This window comes from Streptomyces sp. NBC_00328 (assembly GCF_036139655.1).
Classification (GTDB): Bacteria; Actinomycetota; Actinomycetes; order Streptomycetales; family Streptomycetaceae; genus Streptomyces.
The window spans coordinates 7,944,806-7,962,812 of record NZ_CP108013.1 but is presented as its reverse complement, the minus strand read 5'-3'; the positions used below and the strand labels follow the sequence as shown (position 1 = coordinate 7,962,812).

The window sequence follows — 18,007 nt, the reverse complement described above, 5'->3', positions numbered from 1 at the left end:
CTGGAGACTTGAACACTACCCCATACAGGCTTCTGTATACAGAACTCAATCCGAATCAACCCTCTTGCTCCGAGCGGCAATTGACCGCGCGGTGTGACAGCGACGGGCACCGCGGCCAGCGGACGGCACCCGCCGAGGAGCACCCCGCACACGGACGTCACCTCGCTCGCGGGCGCCACCGACCGCCGGCGGCACCCCGGCCGACCTGGGATCACCTCCCGACAACCCCCCATCCTGCATACGAAAACCTGTATGCTGACGCAGCCGTCGGCGACCCTCTCGGCGGCCACCTCTTGGCAGAGCCGTCGGCCCCGCGGGGGCCGGTGGCGGAACGGGGCTCCCATGCGCGAGGCACTCACGGCCGCCGCGACCCGGCGCGTCACCCGCCCGGCACCGCTGCGGCAAGCGGTTTACGACGCCCTGACCGAGCTGATCGTCAGTGGCTCCCTCAAGCCCGGCCAGCATCTCGTCGAGGCCGAGCTCGCCGAGCACCTCGGGGTGAGCCGCCAGCCCGTCCGGGAGGCGCTCCAGCGGCTCCAGACCGACGGCTGGGTCGACCTGCGTCCCGCCCAGGGAGCCTTCGTCCACTCCCCCACCGAGGAAGAGGCCGCCCAACTCCTCGGTGTCCGCGCGGTTCTGGAGACCTACTCGGCCCAACTCGCCGCCCAGCACGCGAAACCCGAGGATGTCGAGCGACTCTGGACGTTGCACCAGGAGGGTGTCGACGCGCTCGCCGCGAGCGACATCGAGCGCCTGGTCGCGGCCAACACCGCACTGCACACCTTCATCACCTCGATCGCCGACAACGCCGTCCTGGCCGAACTGATCGCGGGTGTGAGCCAGAAGGTGCGCTGGTACTACACGCCGATCGCGCGGCCCCGCGGCAAGGAGGCCTGGAACGAACACGCCCAGCTGATCAGGGCCATCGCCAAGGGCGACTCCGACCGCGCCGGCGAGGTCATGCGCAAGCACACCGAGCGCACCACCGGCTTCTATCGCAAGCAGCTCGCCGCCGGGGCGAACCAGGACTGACCGAGGGGCCCCTCGCAGGGGACACATCACCCGCGCCGCCCGCCGGATCACGCCGCGGACGCCGGCCGGAGGCCTTCGCCCCCGGGCCGGAGCGTGTCGGCGCCGGGCCGTAGGTCGCCGCCGGGCCGGAAGGTGTCGGCGCCGTAGCCAGGTCCGGGCAGTGCGCCCTCGACGGCGGCTCTCAGTTCCAGCAGCCACGGCCGCACGCTGCCCATCAGGACGCCGAGTCCTCCACCGTCCCGTCCGAGCATCACGTCGGCGGGAACGAGCACGGGATCCGCGTACAGGGTGGAGGCGCCACTGCCGCTGGGCCCTGCCCCGGCGGGCTTGGCCGGGACGAACAGATCCGTGGCCTGCGCCGGAACGACCCACAGCGTCAGACCGTCCCGCCCCGCGAGCGGTCGCGAGGACCAGAGGTAGCTGTCTGCCTCACCCGCCGCGACCACCTGCCGCTTACGGCCCCGCAGGGCGACCACGTCCGCGAAACGGACGGCGCCCGAGGGGGACCCCTCGAACTCCCTCCCGTACGGCTCGCCCTCCCACGGCCCGCCGGATCCGCCCTCGGACAGGGCGAGGCCGACCAGGTGCCGTCCGGCGGCGATCTCCTCCTGCACCCAGGAACCACCACAGGACTCGATGGCGGCGACCGCGGCGAAATGGGACGTGAGCACGGCAGCGGTCGCCGGGCAGACACGGGCGGTCCGCGCGACCACGTCGACGGCCTCGGACAGCCCGAGCCCACCGCCTCCGGACTCCGGGGCGACGGTGAGACCGAGGAGTCCGCCACGACCCAACGCCGACACGGCATCCCGGGGGAACCTGTCTTCCCTGACGGCCAGTTCGGCCGCGGGCGCGACGACTTCGGCCAGGACGACCGAGAGAGAAGTGCGATAGGACACGGGACGCCCCCTCCTCGCGAACAGCTTCCCAAGACTGCATACAGTATGCAGACAGTCGTCGAAGCGCGCCAGGGAGTTGCGGGGACGAATCCCGGAGGACTGCGCTCTCGCCGCCGGACGACGACCGGACACCCGGCGGCGAGCGCGCGACGACCCGTGACCGGCGACAAGAGAAGGGAAGAAGAGCGCGGCTCAGACGCGCGGGTCGATCTCCCTCAGCAGCCCGGTCGTGACGTCGAAGACGAAGCCGCGGACATCGTCGGTGTGGGGAAGGAACGGTGACGTACGGACGCGCTGCATCGACTGCCGTACGTCCTGGTCGACATCACGGAACGCCTCGACCGCCCAGGCCGGCCGCTGCCCGACCTCCATCTCCAGCTCGTGCCGGAACTCCTCCGTGATGCTCTGCAGCCCGCAGCCCGTGTGATGGATGAGTATGACGCTGCGGGTACCGAGGGCACGTTGACTGATCGTCAGGGAACGGATGGCGTCGTCGGTGACGACACCGCCCGCGTTGCGCACGGTGTGGCAATCGCCCAACTGGAGTCCGAGCGCGGCATGGAGGTCGATCCGGGCGTCCATGCATGCCACGACGGCGACGCGCTGGACAGGGCGGGCGTCCCTGCCGGTATCCACGAACTCGGCCGCGTACGCACGGTTGGCCGTCACGAGCCGGTCTATGACCGTCCCGCCGCCCGGAAGACGGTCGGCGGACCGGGCGGATCGGGGTGCTGGAGTCGACATGGCGGGCTACCTCACTCCGGTCGGTATCGAAAAGACCACTCATCAGCCGTGAACACGGACGGGAACGCCCGAGGACGCCCGAGAACGAGCACCCGGACACCGACTCGCGACCACCTGCTCACGGACGCACGTTCGCGACCACGGGAGAACGCCGTGGACCCGGCCGCATCCATGAGCATTCCCAGACACCGCCCCGTCAGGCACGTACCGCGGATCAAGGCGGCGAGGCCCGAGTGAACCACGGAGGGGCGCTTGCGTGCATAGTCCATACGGTATGGAGTGTTCGGTATTCTCGGGCCGGGGTCGCTACCTGTCCAGAGCCTCGGCACCGACCGCACCCGACCGTGACCGCAGCCGTGACCGCGGCCGTGACAGGGGTCCGGGGTGGAGGTCACCGTCCGGACCGGCCGGTGCGCGCCGGCGCGTGGACAGCGCCCAGCCGATGGCGGCGACCGCGGTCAGCGCGAGGGCGGCCGGTATCAGCGTGGTGTGCGACCCTGCGCTGTCGGCCGCCCGGGCGACCGGGTTGGGCACGCCGAGCCGGTCGAGCAGCCATCCGACCGCCGCCGTGGCGGTCAGCAGCGCGCCGCCCACCCGGAGCGCGGGCTGTACCCGCAGCCGCGCGAGGACCAGCAGCGCGGGCAGGGCCAGGCAGACGAGCAGGAGCTGGACCAGTTCGATGCCCAGGTTGAAGCCGAAGAGGCTGAACACCAGCTGTCCGGTCGACAGATGCATCTCCGCGAGCACGAACGAGAACGCCATGCCGTGGCCGAGGCCGAAGACGCCCGCCACCACAGCTTCCCGGCCCGGGAACAGGGGACGGATCGCGTGGACGGCACCGACGAGGATGCTTGCGGCGATGAAGGCCTCGACCGGTCGGCCGGGAATCTCCAGGCGCCCGAGGGCGGTGGCGGCCAGGGCGACGGAGTGACCGGCGGTGAAGGCGATCGTGATGCGGCCGATGCGCCCGAGCGCGGCACGGGCGCCGACCAGGCCGTGCCAGCGTCGACCGGCGGTCCGCAGCGGTGCGGGCAGGAGCAGGACGAGCAGGAACAACAGGTGGTCGGTACCGGTGAGAATGTGCTCGCCGCCGAGTTCGGTCATGGCGAGAAAGCCGCGCCAGGTACTGCCGTTCCCGAGGTCGACAGTCAGGGGCGGGACCTTCATGTGCCGGATGTCGAGACCGACCGTGCCGACCTGGGTGGCCCCTTTGCCGTCGACCCGGCCTGCGGCCCAGTCCTGTCGCACCGTCACCAGTGTTACGTGGGTGACGACCTGATGGACGATCACGTCGTAGTCCAGGGTGAAGTGCCGCACGTCCCCGCCGTTCGGAGGGGTGAGCACCGCTTCGGCGACCAGCTCGCGGTAGGGGCCGGTGGAGGTCTGCTCGGTGCGGCTGAGACTCAGCGCGCCGATACCGACCTGCCACGCCTTTCCCTGGAGGGTGGTCGGGCGGATGTGCCGGGCGAGGTAGGCGCGGACGGCCGTCGCCCTGGCGGGCAGGGCGGCCGGTTCGATGCCGGCCAGATCGATCCCGCTCGCCCGGGAGAAGTCGTCGACGGGCAGTTCCAGGCGCGCGGTGACCGATGCCTTGTACACGTCGAGCTGGACCACCGAGTGCGGCATCGGGTGCGCGGCGGCCGGCGGCGCCCCGAGCAGGAGCGCCGCCGGTACCGCGATCGCGATCCCGGCCACCAGGCGTAGTGCTGTGGTCAGCCAGTTCCGCGATCGGGTCATGAGAAGGTGAACTCGCTTCCGTAGTCGCGGGTGTGGTCCCGGTACACCGTGTGGTAATGGATCTGGTCCCGGAAGACGACGCCGCCCTGGCAGACGAACTCGATCCAGACGCCGGGGCCGTCGATCCGCACGTAGTCGCCCTGGGCGTCCAGGCCGGTGCCGCCGGAGTAGCCGACGTAGGTCTGGTTCAGCTCGTGCTCGTACGTCTTCATGAGCCGCTTCGCGGTGGCGTCGTCCACGTTGGCGACCCAGGGGTGGATCGCCTTCAGGACGAGTTGCTTCTGCTTGGGTGTGAGCGAGCTGACCGGGATGCCTTCCTTGGTCTCAGGGAACTTCCCGTCCTTGCCCGGACCGAGGAGCACGTCGCTGAACGACTCGGACAGCTTGGCCTTCGCCGACTGTTCCGTGCTCAGGCTGCCGGTCAGGGCGAGCAGGCCGTTCCGCTGCTTCGCCAGGGGCGTGTACGTGGTGCCGTCGTCCGCGGTCCATGTGCTCGGCTCGACCCCGATGAAGAACGGGCTGCCGCTCACCGGCTTGCCGTCCCGGTAGGTGAGGTTCACGGCGAGGTGGTGGCCGCCGAAGTGCAGCTGCCAGGCGCCGTCCGCCGAGGGCGTGCCGAGGAACGCCATGAAATAGACACCGCTGCCGTACCCGAACGCGCCACCTCCACCGCCAGGACCGCCGGGACCACCGGACGGCGGGGTGCCTGTCGGCGCGTCCGTGGCCGACGGAGCGTCGGTGGGCGACGAGCTCGGGTCCGCGGAGGCGGACGGGTCCGTCGAGGCCGCACTGGACGCGCTGCCCGTAGGCGCGGGCGCGGAGGCGGAGCCGGAGTTCTGCGCCGCCTCGAGTACGTCGTCGGCCTTGACGACCTGCGTGACCTGGTCGTACCCGGTGCCCTTGCCGCCGCCCGTGGCCACCTTCAACACCTTCATGGCCGCGGCCAGTTGAGTGTCCGTCAGCGAGCCGAGCTGAATGCCGGGCCGGCAGGACGAGCCGCACGGAAGGTTCGACCAAGCCGTCGCGTTCGCCTCGGAGAAGTCCAGCAGCACCTCCGACTGCTGATCGGCGTCCAGCGTGTTCAGGAACGCGTTGGCGGCGCTGACCACGGCTTTCGCACCGGTGGCGTGCTGGTCTACCGGGCGCTTGACACCTTCGGCCGAATTACCGGCCTGCACGTCCGTCGAGGCATTTGCCACGGCAAAACCGCCACCGACCAGCAAAATTGCGGCGACGGCACCGCCTATACCTCGCCAAGTCCGCCGCGTGCGAACTCGTCGGGTTCTTTCTCTGCTCACGAACCACTCCTTTGAACCTGGAATGACGTCCCGGCCGCACGGGCAGCACCCATGGGCCGACTTCGAGATCACTACATCCGGATGAATTCCGGACAATTACCCACGCCTGTAGGCCGTTTGGCAACGGCTGAGGGCAGGAGCGAGACGCGCAAGGGGTATCTGTCCACCCCTGCGCGATTGTTGACAACATTATCAACGCTCTCACTGAAATCTCAACGCACCATCAGATTGACGGGAGATTCTTGAGCCGCACACAGAACGGCGCGAATTCAAGGAATTTGCTTATGTATTTGACAGGCTGCTCTTATCGCGTAAATAGAGTTTCCTGTTACGCGGGACAACGCCTGCCCGGGATCGGATCCCGCCGCGCCGAGTCGCGCTACCGCCCCCGGTGAAACGGACGCGCCGCCCCGCCCTGGGGTCAGGGCGGGGCGGCGCGTCCGCGGGGGAGGTCAGCTGTTGGCGTTGAGGACGGGGTAGTAGCCGCTGGCGTGGCCGGTGGCGGTGGGGTGGTACGACTCCCAGCCAGGGGAGATCACCAGGGAGTGCAGCCAGTCGTCGCTGGAGCACAGTTCGTGGCCGCCGAAGGTGGTGCGGACGTCACCGAAGACGAAGCCGTGGGCGGCGGCACGGGCGGCGATGACACTGTCGAGGACGTCCGCGGCCTCGTCGATCTTGCTGTGCTTGGTGCCGCTGAGGCCGACGCAGAAAACGTCGAGCGTATACACGCGCGGGTAGCCGAGAACGACCACCTTGGCGTTCGGTGCCTTGGCGCGGATGGCGTCGTAGGTGGCGTCGAGGCGGGCGGGGAGCGTGTTCCGGGCGTAGGTCTCGGCCTGGTTCACCCGGTTGACGCAGGTGGTGTCGGAGCCGGTCACGCAGGTGGTCATGACGTCCGAGAAGCCGGCGTCATTGCCACCGATGGTGAGGGAGACGAGCCCGGTGGCGGAGCTCAGCGGGCCGAGCTGGCTGTTCGTCACGTCCGTGGTGACCGCGCCGGAGCAGGATGTGTCGGCGAACGAGGACGGTGCGTGGGCGTTTTTCCACAGATAGGGGTAGGCACTGAGACTGCGGTGGCAGTCTCCACTCGAACTGTCGTAGTTTCCTGCGCCGTTGCCTGCCGAGTACGAGTCACCCAGCGCGACATAGGCCGGCCCGGCAGCATGTGCCGGACCGGTCAGCGCCAGGCTGAACATCATCGCGAGGCCGAACGTGGCAAGGGCTGACAGCAGTTTGACGCGTCTCACGAGACCTCCCTGAGCGGGAAAGCTGGCCCTCATTTGGTACAACAGGCAACCACCCGAAGGAAGTGTTCATGTCAAAACTGTTTCCGGGGTTAACGTCACGTTTCACGGCAGAGAGGCACGGGACGCGGCCCGGCTGATCACACCGGGATGCGGCACAGCCGGGAAACGGCCCGGCAGGGCAACGGCTCGCTCCTGCGGCCGGCCGCGGCGACACCGCCGGAAGAGGGGAACCCGACCCGCGCCCCGGAGTCCTCCCACGTGGCTCCGGCAGTCGTATGGTTCGGGGTGATTTATGGTGAATCAAGGAGTATGCCCCTACCGGAGGTGCAATGATGCGCGCCGCGGCAGCGACCGTCTCTCTGGCTGTCAGCGTGGCGCTCATCGTCGCGACATCGGCTTGTGACCAGGGCGGGTCGGAGTCACCGAAGGCCCACTACGGCGACTGCGAGATCTCGGGACGTTACGGGGAGTTCCACCTGTCACCCATGACAGCGGGCGCCCTCACGGTCAAAACGACCCTGCCCGCACCCGGCTGGTGGAACGGCGACACGCCCGACTCCATCAAGAGCGGCTACGAGTACTGCATGGCCGCCAACATCGCGTACCGGTCCGGACTCGACCGGGTGAAGGTGGAGAACGCTCCCTTCCCTGAGGTCGTGTCCGGAAAGACCAAGGACTTCGACCTGGCCCTGGCGCAGATCACGATCACCCCCGAACGGAGCAAGGTCGCCGAGTTCTCCCCGCCCTACCTCTCCTCGACCCTGGGAGTGCTGATCAGGGACGGCGAGAAGATCAACGGGGACAACATCCGTGACGTCCGCATCGGAGTGGCCGAGGGCACCACGGGCCAGGAGTTCGTCGAGAAGCGCCTCAAGCCGACCAAGCCCGTCACCTCCTTCCCCAACGACCCGGACATGGTCACGGCGCTGGAGGAGGGACGGATCGACGCGGTCGTCCACGACACGACGATCCTGCTGGCGTATCCCCAGAAACGGGAGGGCAAGGTGCGCCTCGTGGGCCAGTACAAAACCGACCAGGGTTACGGCGCCCTGTATCCGAAGGGGTCGGTCAACAAGGACGAGCTGGACCGGATCGTCAAGCAGCTGATCGACGACGGGACGCTCACCAAACTGTCGGCCGTCTATCTCGGGGCCGCCTTCGGACAGGACCCGGCCAAGATCCCGTACTTCACGGTCGACGACGGCTCCTGAACGCTGCGGGCGTGTGTATACCCCGGGACGGCGGTCCGGCTTCCGTCGCTCCGTCCCGCCTCACAGGTCCGCCATCAGGAGACCGCTCAGGTCCCCTACGGCTCCGGCCTCGAGCGACTGCTCAGCCCAGATGATCTTGCCTCGGTCGGTGTACCGGGTCCCCCAGCGGCGGGACATCTGCGCGACGAGGAACAGACCACGGCCCCCCTCGTCGGTGAAGGCCGCGCGGCGCAGGTGCGGGGAGGTGCTGGTGCCGTCGGCGACCTCGCAGATCAGGCTGTCGCGGTCGCGCAGCAGCCGCAGACTGATGGGACTTCCTCCGTACCGGATGGCGTTCGTCACCAGTTCGCTGAGGATCAGCTCGGTCGTGAAGACGGCCTCGCCGAGCCCCCAGGATTCCAGCCTGCGGGTGGCCTCGGCGCGGATCCGGGGGACGGCCGCGGGGTCGTCGGGCACCTCCCACTCCGCGACCTGCTCCGGGTCGAGCAGCCGCGTGCGTGCGACGAGCAGGGCGACATCGTCGCTCGACCTGGTGCGCAGCATCGCGTCGAGCACCGCCCGGCAGGTCTCGTCCGGGCTGTCGCCGTCCGTCTCCGCGAGCGCGTCCCTCAGCATGCCGAGCCCGACGTCGATGTCACGGCCGCGGGCCTCGACCAGGCCGTCGGTGTAGAGGACGAGCTGGCTGTCGGCGGCCAGCCGGAGTACGGCCGTCTCGACCGGCAGGCCTCCTCCCACGCCGAGTGGCGGGGCGACGGGAATGTCGGGGAAGGTCACGGAGCCGTCGGGCGAGACCAGCGCCGGACCGGGATGACCGGCCCGGGCGAGAACACACCGCCCGGTCACCGGATCGTAGACCGCGTACAGGCAGGTGGCCCCGGTGACGGCCTCGGTGTTGCCCTCCGCCGCCGCGTCCTGGTCGATCCGGGTGATCAGGTCGTCCAGGTGCGCGAGGAGCTCGTCCGGGGGCAGGTCCAGGGCGGCGAAGTTGTGCACCGCGGTCCTCAGGCGGCCCATCGTCGCCGCGGCGTGCAGACCGTGTCCGACGACGTCGCCGACCACCAGGGCCACCCGGGCGCCCGGCAGCGGGATGACGTCGTACCAGTCGCCGCCCACCCCCGCCTGGGCGGGCAGGTAGCGGTGCCCGACCTCCAGGGCGGACAGCTCGGGGAGTATGCCGGGCAGCAGGCTGCGCTGGAGGGTGACGGCCGTGGTGTGCTCGCGGGTGTAGCGGCGCGCGTTGTCGATGCACACGGCCGCCCGGGCGGCGAGTTCCTCGGCGGGGGACAGGTCGTCCGCCTCGAAGGGCTCCTGCTCCGAACGCCAGAACTCCACGACCCCGAGCAACTGGCCCCGGGCCCGGAGCGGTACCGAGATCATGGAGTGGATACCGAATTCGATGACCTTCTGGGCCCGCACCGGGTCCTGGGCCCGCCATCCGTCGGCCAGGGCGAGCTGCTCCACCAGGACCGGCCGGCCGGTGGTCATGCCGATGGCCACGGGATTGCCGGGCACGTAGCGCATCCGCGCCCCGACAGCGTGAAGGGGCGCGTCCTCCCGGATGCCCGCGGCCGCGATGCGGCGTATCTCCATGTTCGCCCCCGTCGGCTCACCGCCTTGCAGCACCGGCTCCAACAGCTCGACGGTGGCGAAGTCGGCGAAGCGGGGGACCGCCACCTCGGTCAGCTCCTCGGTGGTGCGCTTGATGTCGAGGGTGGTACCGATCCGCGTGCTGGCCTCGTAGAGCAGTTGCAGGCGTCCGCCCGCCACGTCCGCCCGGCCCGCGAGGGCGCGCAGCTCCGTGGTGTCCCGCAGGGTGGCCACGCTGCCCCCCTTCGCGCCCACCAGCCGCACGTTGACCGCGAGCAGGGTGTCCCCGGCCAGGAAGACCTTGTCCGTGGCCGCCCGGCCCGATCCCAGCAGTGCGGCCAGGGCCGGGCTCAGCCCGAGTCCGGTGACCGGCTTGCCCTCGACCTCCGGCGGCAGTGCGAGCAGCCGGCGCGCCTCGTCGTTGACCAGCTGCAGCCTGCCGTCACCGTCCAGAATGATCACGCCTTCACGGACCGCGTGCAGCACCGCGTCGTGGTGCTCGTACATACGGGTCATCTCCACCGGCCCCAGGCCCCGGGTCTGGCGCCGCAGACGCCCGCTGACCAGTGCCGACCCACCTGCGGCCAGCAGCAGCGCGACACCGCCGGAGACGAAGATCACCGGCAGTTGGCGCTGCACCACACTGGTCACCTTGTCCACCGTGACCCCCACGGTGACGAGGCCGACCGCGTTCCCCTTCTCGTCGAAGACGGCCACCGTCGAGTCGACCGCCTTCCCCAGACTGCTGTCGAACGTGGTCTGGTGGGGCTCGCCTCCGAGCGCCTGGTCGTAGGAGGTGGAGACGTGCTTCCCGATCTGGTCCGGGTCCGGGTGGGTCCACCGGAAGCCGTAGGGGCTCAGGCACACGACGTAGTCGACGCCGGTCTTCTTGCGCACCACCTCGGCATGAGGCTGGAGTTCCGCCGTCGGGTCGTCGCTCGTCATCGCGTCCGCGGTGCCCGGGGCGTTCGCGAACGACTCGGCCGCCACCAGCGACCGGTCGCCGGCTTCCTGGATCGCGCGGTTGCGGTCCTGGATGACGAGCACCACCACGGCCGTGGCGATGAGCAGCAGGACGACCACCAGTTGCAGCAGGAAGACCTGACCGGCGACGCTGCGCGGCTTCCGAAACGGCAGCAGACGCCGGACGCCCGAATGGCGACGGGCTTCCGAGCCGGCTTCCGGCGCCCCGGCCTTCGGCGGAACGCGGTCGCCCCGTCGGCTCGCTGGGACGTTTCGCCCAAGTTTGCCCATTTTCTCAGTATCAGTGACCTGCCCGGAGGGCGCGGCTCAGGACAGGCCGATCCCGGGTTCCCGGGCGATGCGGCCGACCGGGTCCGGCCCGCCGTTCGACGGCGACGACGCCGTAGAGGGCGTCCGCGGCCTCCACGCACGGCTCGCCGGGCCAAGGCGCCCCCGCGAGCCGGCGACTCCGTCATGCACCGCACCTGAACCGTCGCGGCACCGCGGCGCATGAGGGACAACCGCCGAAGACCGGATGCGCGGCACCCTGGAGGAGGAAGTGCGACGGCGGGAGTGGACGCGTGATGCGAACCAGCGACGAGATGCGTCACTCGGCGGTCGCCTGGATCCCGCCCGCGGAGCTGTGGCGGCCGATCCAGGACATCCGCCGGGAATACGATCCGCAGATCCACCGCTGGCCGCCGCACGTCAATGTGCTTTTCCCGTTCGTGCCCGAGTCCGACTTCGATCGGGCCGCCTCACTGCTCGCCGCGGCGACGGCCGAGGCGCCGGTCTTCACCGCCCGGCTGGACGGGGTACGGACCTTCCGGCACAGGGCGTACTCCACCGTGTGGCTCGATCCGGCAGCGGCCGGCAAGGCGCCTTGGGCGGACCTGTACCACGTGCTGCGGCAGCGCTTCCCGCTCCACCCCGGGCCCGCCAGGAACTTCACTCCACATCTGTCCCTGGGCCGGACCCGGGATCCGCGGCGAGTCGGCGCCGACTGTGCCACCCGGCTCGACGCCATGACGGCGACGGTCTGGGAACTCGTCCTGCTCTCGCGCAGGGGTCACGGGCCGATGCAGCCACGGGCCACGATCGCCCTGCGCACGGGCGAGGTCCGCCGGCTGCCCGCACCCGGCCTCGAAGCGCCCGGCCCGGAGGACACGGCATGGCTCTCCGAGATCTCCGACAGGTGAGACCACGGCCGGGCGGCCTGGTGGCGGTCCGGGCGCCGGCCACACAGGACCAGGGCCGGGCACCGGTCACGCCGGCCCCCTCGCCTCCCTGTCGCCGTACGGCCCGCGCCGATCGGCGAGAGCGGATCGACCACGCGCCGTCCGGCCGTCGAGCGGAGCTTCGGCGACGCACGCGCAACACGTGAAACCCGCCACAATCCACCCACCAAAACGGACTAATGCGCAAAAATGCTTCTTTGGAGTGGGTGGCTCACCTGGCAGTCAGCCCCGGATTCAACGACCAGCGGCATGGGAGAAGCGTTTGATCACCGCACGCAAGCGACACATCGGGCTGATGGCTACGGCCGGCGCACTCGCACTGACGGCGCTGGGCGGTACCAGCTACGCCGCCACCAACGACTCCGGCGCTCAGCCGGAAACGCAGGCACAGGCGAATCAGGCGGACACCCAGGACGCTTCCGACGCCCGAATAAGGATCACGCCCGGCCAAGCCCACGGCGTCGGGATCAACGACCCCGTGAACGTCACCGTCAGCGACGGCAGGCTCACCAAGGTGACCATGACCGCCGTCGCGACCGGCACCGAGGTTCCGGGCACCCTGTCCGCGGACGGCACGTCCTGGAAGCCGAACGGCCCGCTGAAGCAGGCCACCCGATATCAGGTCGCCGCGGAGGCCGAGGACGCGAAGGGCCGTTCCGCCACCGAGAACGCCGCGATCTCCACGGTCTCCCCGGCCAACGACTTCCTCGGGCACCTCTCCCCCGAGAACGGTTCGACCGTCGGTGTGGGCATGCCGGTGAGCTTCAGCTTCGACAAGGCGATCGGCGACAAGGCCGCCGTGGCGTCGAAGATCCAGGTCAGCTCCAGCAGCGGCGAACAGGTCGTCGGTCACTGGCTCAACAGCAGCCGACTGGACTTCCGCCCCGAGCACTACTGGAAGCCCGGTTCCACCGTCACCGTCAAGATGAGCCTCGACGGCGTCCAGGAGACGGTCACGTTCAAGATCGGCCGGAGCCAGATCAGCACCGTCGACGCCAAGACGAAGCAGATGTCCGTCGTACGGGACGGCAAGACGATCAAGACCATCCCGATCTCGTCCGGCAGCGCCGAGCACCCGACGTACAACGGCCGGATGGTCATCTCCGAGAAGTACCGGCAGATCCACATGAACGGTGCGACCGTCGGCCTCACGGAGAAGGACGGCAAGCCCTCGTACGACATCAAGGCCGTACCGCACGCCATGCGCCTGACCGCCTCGGGCACGTTCATCCACGGCAACTACTGGGGCGGCGACTCAGTCTTCGGCAAGGTCAACACCAGCCACGGCTGCGTGGGCCTGAAGGACGTCAGGAACGCCGGCGACGGCAAGCAGCCCGCAGCGTGGTTCTTCGACAACTCGATGACCGGTGACGTCGTGATCGTCAAGAACTCCGCGGACAAGGCCACGGTGTCCCCGGACAACGGCCTCAGCGACTGGAACATGCCCTGGAGCGAGTGGGTCTCGGGCAGCGCATCGAACTGACGCCGCGTCGCTCACGCACGCGAGCCTGAATCCCTCCGCCAGCGGCGGCCGGCACCTCACCGGCCGCCGCCGGCGGTGCCGAGGAAGCTCGGACGGCCCTCATCCCGGGGAGTCCTCGAGCCAGGAAAACGCAACGAGGACCTCGACCTGACGGTCGTGGTCCTCATTCGTATATCGCTGCAAAGAGTGTCCGAGGGGGGACTTGAACCCCCACGCCCGATAAAGGGCACTAGCACCTCAAGCTAGCGCGTCTGCCATTCCGCCACCCGGACAAGGTGTCTGCCGCCTGGCCGGGGGTGTTCCCCGTGGCGACATGGATAACAATACCAAGCTTTCGCAGTGCCTTTCACCTGCATATCCGGGCCCCGGAGCGGGTCCACGGAGCCGGGTGAGGGTGCGCCTACAGTCGCACCATGGGTGACTGGATGACTACCGGGGGTCTGCGGGAAGGGCGGCGGCCGAGAACGCTGTCGCCGTTGCGGGAACACCTGCGGGACACGTTCTGGTTCGCGCCCACCGCGGCCATGGTGCTGGTCTTCGTGGTGTGGGCGGCGGCGACCGCGGCCGACACCGCGATCGTCGACGCGCTGCACGACGCGCGCGACTACGACACCCTGGACGATCTGCTGCGTCTGGCCGACGACGCGAAGGCCGTGGTGACCGTGGTCAGCTCGGCGATGATGACGTTCATCGGTGTGGTCTTCAGCATCTCGCTGGTCGCCGTGCAGATGGCGAGCGGGCAGTTCAGCCCGCGCGTGGTGCGGATCTTCGTACGGAGCCGGATCACCAAGGCCACCTTCGCCGTGTTCCTGGCCACGTTCCTGCTGTCGCTCCTCGTGCTGACCTCGTACGAGGGGCAGGCCGACGCACGGTACGTGACCTCCATCCCGCTGATCCAGTCGGTTCTGACGCTGGCGATGCTGGGGCTGAGCCTGCTGCTCTTCGTGCTGTACGTGAACCAGACCCTGCGGCTCATGCGCATCAGCCATGTCATCGACCACATCACCCACGAGGCGTTCAAGGTCGTCGCGCACATGCCCGTGGCCCGCTCGACCGGCGAGGAGGACGCGCTCGGGCCCGAGACCGCCCAGGTCGTCCACCACGGGCGGGCCGGCGTTCTGCGGGACGTGAACATCGCCCGGCTGGTGCGGGCGGCCCGGCGGGAAGGTGTCGTACTGAGGCTGATCCCCCGGATCGGGGACTTCGTCGTACCGGGCACACCGCTGTTCGCCGTGCACGGAGGCCCCGCCCCCGCGGGCCGGCGGCCCCTGAGCCACACCGTGTCGGTCGGGGTGGAGCGCACCTTCCATCAGGACTTCGCGTTCGGGATGCGCCAGCTGGCCGACATCGGGCTGCGGGCGCTGTCGGCCGCGGTGAACGACCCGACCACGGCCGTCCAGGCGATCGACCGCATCGTCCAGTTCCTGGCCGCCGTCGCCGGCCGGCCCCTCGACGCGGCGCTCCACCGGGACCGGCACGGGAACGTACGGCTGGTGCAGTCCGTGCCGGGCTGGACGGAGCTGGTCGATCTGGGGTTCACGGAGATCCGCGGCTGTGCGGTGGGTGCTCCGCAGGTCACCCGGCGCATCGTCGCCGGACTCGACGATCTCGCCGCGATCGCTCCCGCGGACCGGCGTGAGCCCCTGCTCCGGCACCGCGCCCTGCTCGTCGAGGCCGTGGAGCGCTCGGTCGCCGAGCCCTCGGACCGCGCCTTCGCGCTGCGCCCGGACCGGCAGGGCATCGGGTAGCCGCCCCGGCGCACCGAACCGCGCACGAGCGGCTCCCCGGCACGGACGCCACCCCGCTCACCCCCAGGACCACGCCCGGCCGACGGGACTCACGCCGGGTCACCGCGTCGCCCGTTCGCCCGGCCGAGCTCACGGCATCAAGTGGTACTCCGGGAAGTTCCCCGGCAGCCGCTCCCCCGCCGGGCCCCGGGTCACCGCTCGCACCAGGAGTTCCCCGCCCACGAACGCGCCGCGCCACGAGGCGCCGAAGCCGCCGAACAGTTCGTCGCGGTCGCCACGGGAGCGGGGCCTGCCGTGGCCGACCTTGAACGCGCGGATCTGGGGGGCCAGCCGGGTGTACGTCGCCTCGTCGTCCGTGGACAGCGTGGCGACCAGCGCGCCGTTCGACGCGTTCATCGCCGCGAGCAGTTCGGCCTCGGTGTCGACCAGGACGATGGTGTCGACCGGTCCGAAGGGTTCCGCGTGATGCAGCGGTGAGGAGGGCGGCGGGTTGAGGAGCGTGACGGGCTGGACGTACGCCGCCGTGTCCTGGCCGGGCAGGAAGCGGGCGTCGGACGGCTTGCCGCGGTGGAGCGGGACGGCACCCCGGTCGATGGCCTCGGTGACCTGGTCGTTCAGCTCCTTGGCCTTGGCCGCGTTGATGAGCGGGCCGAAGTCCAGCGAGGGGTGGGGGTCGTCGGGGTGCTCGACGGCGAGCGGGTGGCCGGTGCGCAGGGTGTGGACGGCCGGGAGGTACGCCGCGAGGAAGTCGTCGAACAGCGCGCGCTGGACGACGAAGCGCGGGTAGGCGGTGCAGCGCTGCTTGCCGTAGTCGAAGAGCTTGGGGACGACCGCCGTCAGCGCGTCCCAGTCGCTGAAGTTCCAGACGCCCCAGGTGTTGAGCCCCTCCTGCTCGAGGACATGGCGCTTGCCGAGGTCGGCGACGGCGGTGGCCACCGCCGCGCCGGTGTCCCGGCCGCCGACGAAGGAGACGCAGCCGATCTCGGGCGCGCGCACGAGCGCCTCCGACAGCTCACGCCCGCTGCCGCTGACCAGGGTGAGGGGGATGCCTTCGCGCACGGCGAGCGCGCAGGCCAGCGTCAGACACGCGACACCGCCGTCGGTCGGGGCCTTGGCGATGACCGCGTTGCCCGCCAGTGCCTGCACCAGCATCGCGTGGACGAGAACGCTCATCGGGTAGTTCCAGCTCGCGATGTTGGAGACGGGCCCGTCGAGCGGGGTCCGGTCCTCCAGCATGGGCTCGATGCCGTCGACGTACCAGCGCACGCCGTCGATCGCGCGGTCCACGTCGGCCTGGGCCAGCCGCCAGGGCTTGCCGATCTCCCAGACCAGCAGGAGGGCGAGCAGTTCACGGTGTTCGGCGAGCGCGTCGAGGGTCGCCGCCACGCGGGCCCGGCGTTCGGCGAGGGGCACATGGCGCCAGGCGCGGTGCTGGTCGAGCGAGGCGCGGACGGCCACCTGGGCGGTGGCGCCGTCGAGCCGTGGCGGTCCCGCGATGGGGCCGCCGTCGACGGGGCTGGTGGCGGGCAGCGCACGGCCGTCCGCCTGCCAGCCGGAGTTCCAGAGGTTGAGCACCCGGTCGTCGCGGAACGCCTCGGGGGCGACGGCGAGGGACCGCCGCCAGGCGTCGGCCCAGGACGTGCCGGACTTGAGGACGAGGCGGGCGGGAGCGAGGGGGCTGCGATGGCCCGGCGTGGGGGTGGGCGGTGTGGGGGTGGGGTCGTGGGTTGTCATGGGTGTCTCCGCTCTCGGTGCACAGTCGGGGGCGGGGGCCCGGATCCCGCCGGAACGGCAGGCCGCGCGGGCCGGCGCGAACAGTCGTCGCGTACGTCAGGGAAGGTATGAGGTCCGACGGATTCCGGCAGTCACCTCACATCAACTATGAGTGACGTCACTCGGGGCCGCTCGCTCCGCCAGCCGCGCCAGGACCAGCCGTGCCGTGTCGGCCGGGGTGTCGCCGACCTGCACCCCGGCCGCCTCCAGGGCCTTCTTCTTGGCCTGGGCGGTGCCCGAGGAGCCGGAGACGATGGCCCCGGCGTGGCCCATGGTCCGGCCCTCGGGGGCGGTGAATCCGGCGATGTAGCCGACGACGGGCTTGGTGACGTGATCGCGTACGTACGCCGCCGCCCGCTCCTCGGCGTCGCCGCCGATCTCCCCGATGAGCACGATCAGCTCGGTGTCGGGGTCCTTCTCGAAGGCCGCGAGGCAGTCGATGTGCGAGGTGCCGACGACGGGGTCCCCGCCGATGCCCACGCAGGTGGAGAAGCCGATGTCCCTGAGTTCGTGCATGAGTTGGTAGGTGAGGGTGCCGGACTTGGAGACCAGGCCGATGCTCCCGGGCCCGGTGATGTCGGCGGGGACGATGCCCGCGTTCGACCGTCCGGGGGAGATGAGGCCGGGGCAGTTCGGGCCGATGACACGGGTGCCCCGGTCGGCGGCGTGCGCGCAGAAGGCGACGGAGTCGTGGACGGGGATGCCCTCGGTGATGACGACGGCGAGCCCGATCCCGGCGTCGGCGGCCTCCAGCACGGCCGTACGGGCGAAGGCGGGCGGCACGAACACCACGCTCACATCGGCTCCCGTCGCCTCGATCCCCTCGCGCACCGACCCGAAGACGGGGACGGTCCGCGGGGTACTGCCCCGGCCCTCGGTGCCAGGGATGTCGAACGCCACGGCGAGGCCGGCCTTGCGCGGATTGACGCCGCCGACGACGTTCGTGCCGGCGGCGAGCATGCGCCGGGTGTGCCGCATGCCCTCGGCTCCGGTCATGCCCTGGACGAGGATCCTGGACTCCTCGGTGAGAAAGACGGCCATGTCCCG

At 70.2% G+C, this 18,007-nt stretch carries 13 protein-coding genes and 1 tRNA gene; 5 read left to right on the top strand and 9 right to left on the bottom strand.

The genetic code is table 11. From position 1 onward, the window contains the following. Window positions 1-342: 342 nt before the first annotated feature. On the top strand, window positions 343-1,032 hold the full coding sequence (locus OG485_RS34715) for a GntR family transcriptional regulator (protein ID WP_328672519.1): 690 nt from the start codon (window positions 343-345) through the stop codon (window positions 1,030-1,032). A 47-nt stretch (window positions 1,033-1,079) separates the two neighbouring features. Here the strand turns inward: OG485_RS34715 and OG485_RS34710 are convergent, their stop codons facing one another. The 5 genes from OG485_RS34710 to OG485_RS34690 form a co-directional block, all read right to left on the bottom strand. Beyond that, window positions 1,080-1,931: an acyl-CoA dehydrogenase family protein gene (locus OG485_RS34710; RefSeq protein ID WP_328672518.1), complete on the bottom strand. Its 852-nt coding sequence runs from the start codon at window positions 1,929-1,931 to the stop codon at window positions 1,080-1,082. A 192-nt stretch (window positions 1,932-2,123) separates the two neighbouring features. Further along, window positions 2,124-2,675, bottom strand: coding sequence for a beta-class carbonic anhydrase (locus OG485_RS34705; protein WP_328672517.1), 552 nt, complete (start codon window positions 2,673-2,675; stop codon window positions 2,124-2,126). Window positions 2,676-2,981: 306 nt separating this feature from the next. After that, window positions 2,982-4,412, bottom strand: a complete 1,431-nt coding sequence (locus OG485_RS34700; RefSeq protein ID WP_328672516.1) for a HupE/UreJ family protein — start codon at window positions 4,410-4,412, stop codon at window positions 2,982-2,984. Continuing rightward, window positions 4,409-5,611 (bottom strand): DUF3500 domain-containing protein, encoded by a 1,203-nt coding sequence (locus OG485_RS34695; RefSeq protein ID WP_328672515.1) that lies wholly within the window; start codon window positions 5,609-5,611, stop codon window positions 4,409-4,411. The genes OG485_RS34700 and OG485_RS34695 overlap by 4 nt, the downstream gene beginning before the upstream one ends. Before the next feature lie 551 nt (window positions 5,612-6,162). Beyond that, window positions 6,163-6,957, bottom strand: a complete 795-nt coding sequence (locus OG485_RS34690) for an SGNH/GDSL hydrolase family protein (RefSeq protein ID WP_443048810.1) — start codon at window positions 6,955-6,957, stop codon at window positions 6,163-6,165. Between the two features lie 332 nt (window positions 6,958-7,289). On the opposite strand from OG485_RS34690, the gene OG485_RS34685 reads away from it, so the two are divergent. After that, window positions 7,290-8,168 (top strand): ABC transporter substrate-binding protein, encoded by an 879-nt coding sequence (locus OG485_RS34685; protein ID WP_328672514.1) that lies wholly within the window; start codon window positions 7,290-7,292, stop codon window positions 8,166-8,168. Between the two features lie 60 nt (window positions 8,169-8,228). Here the strand turns inward: OG485_RS34685 and OG485_RS34680 are convergent, their stop codons facing one another. Next, window positions 8,229-11,009 (bottom strand): SpoIIE family protein phosphatase, encoded by a 2,781-nt coding sequence (locus OG485_RS34680; RefSeq protein WP_328672513.1) that lies wholly within the window; start codon window positions 11,007-11,009, stop codon window positions 8,229-8,231. Between the two features lie 293 nt (window positions 11,010-11,302). Here OG485_RS34680 and OG485_RS34675 point away from each other — a divergent pair, with 293 nt between their 5' ends. Next, window positions 11,303-11,917: a 2'-5' RNA ligase family protein gene (locus OG485_RS34675; RefSeq protein WP_328672512.1), complete on the top strand. Its 615-nt coding sequence runs from the start codon at window positions 11,303-11,305 to the stop codon at window positions 11,915-11,917. Between the two features lie 334 nt (window positions 11,918-12,251). Then, window positions 12,252-13,439 carry a L,D-transpeptidase gene (locus tag OG485_RS34670; RefSeq protein ID WP_328672511.1) on the top strand — a complete coding sequence of 396 codons (1,188 nt, stop codon included), beginning with the start codon at window positions 12,252-12,254 and terminating at the stop codon, window positions 13,437-13,439. Between the two features lie 187 nt (window positions 13,440-13,626). Here the strand turns inward: OG485_RS34670 and OG485_RS34665 are convergent. Further along, window positions 13,627-13,711 (bottom strand) — tRNA-Leu (locus OG485_RS34665). A gap of 141 nt (window positions 13,712-13,852) precedes the next feature. Between OG485_RS34665 and OG485_RS34660 the strand changes: the two genes are divergently transcribed. After that, window positions 13,853-15,187 carry a DUF2254 domain-containing protein gene (locus OG485_RS34660; protein ID WP_328672510.1) on the top strand — a complete coding sequence of 445 codons (1,335 nt, stop codon included), beginning with the start codon at window positions 13,853-13,855 and terminating at the stop codon, window positions 15,185-15,187. A 129-nt stretch (window positions 15,188-15,316) separates the two neighbouring features. Here OG485_RS34660 and OG485_RS34655 read toward each other — a convergent pair whose 3' ends face one another. Both OG485_RS34655 and sucD read right to left on the bottom strand, forming a co-directional pair. Continuing rightward, a complete protein-coding gene (locus tag OG485_RS34655) occupies window positions 15,317-16,921 on the bottom strand; it encodes an aldehyde dehydrogenase family protein (protein WP_328672509.1) in 1,605 nt (534 codons plus the stop codon). A 141-nt stretch (window positions 16,922-17,062) separates the two neighbouring features. Continuing rightward, a complete protein-coding gene (gene sucD, locus OG485_RS34650) occupies window positions 17,063-18,001 on the bottom strand; it encodes a succinate--CoA ligase subunit alpha (protein WP_328672508.1) in 939 nt (312 codons plus the stop codon). Between the last annotated feature and the right edge of the window lie 6 nt (window positions 18,002-18,007).

Coding starts and splice junctions, on each gene's coding strand:
- OG485_RS34715 (WP_328672519.1), top strand. CDS start 343: ATGCGCGAGGCACTCACGGCCGCCGCGACCCGGCGCGTCACCCGCCCG.
- sucD (WP_328672508.1), bottom strand. CDS start 18,001: ATGGCCGTCTTTCTCACCGAGGAGTCCAGGATCCTCGTCCAGGGCATG.
- OG485_RS34670 (WP_328672511.1), top strand. CDS start 12,252: ATGGCTACGGCCGGCGCACTCGCACTGACGGCGCTGGGCGGTACCAGC.
- OG485_RS34680 (WP_328672513.1), bottom strand. CDS start 11,009: ATGGGCAAACTTGGGCGAAACGTCCCAGCGAGCCGACGGGGCGACCGC.
- OG485_RS34685 (WP_328672514.1), top strand. CDS start 7,290: ATGCGCGCCGCGGCAGCGACCGTCTCTCTGGCTGTCAGCGTGGCGCTC.
- OG485_RS34660 (WP_328672510.1), top strand. CDS start 13,853: ATGGGTGACTGGATGACTACCGGGGGTCTGCGGGAAGGGCGGCGGCCG.
- OG485_RS34655 (WP_328672509.1), bottom strand. CDS start 16,921: ATGACAACCCACGACCCCACCCCCACACCGCCCACCCCCACGCCGGGC.
- OG485_RS34705 (WP_328672517.1), bottom strand. CDS start 2,675: ATGTCGACTCCAGCACCCCGATCCGCCCGGTCCGCCGACCGTCTTCCG.
- OG485_RS34700 (WP_328672516.1), bottom strand. CDS start 4,412: ATGACCCGATCGCGGAACTGGCTGACCACAGCACTACGCCTGGTGGCC.
- OG485_RS34675 (WP_328672512.1), top strand. CDS start 11,303: ATGCGAACCAGCGACGAGATGCGTCACTCGGCGGTCGCCTGGATCCCG.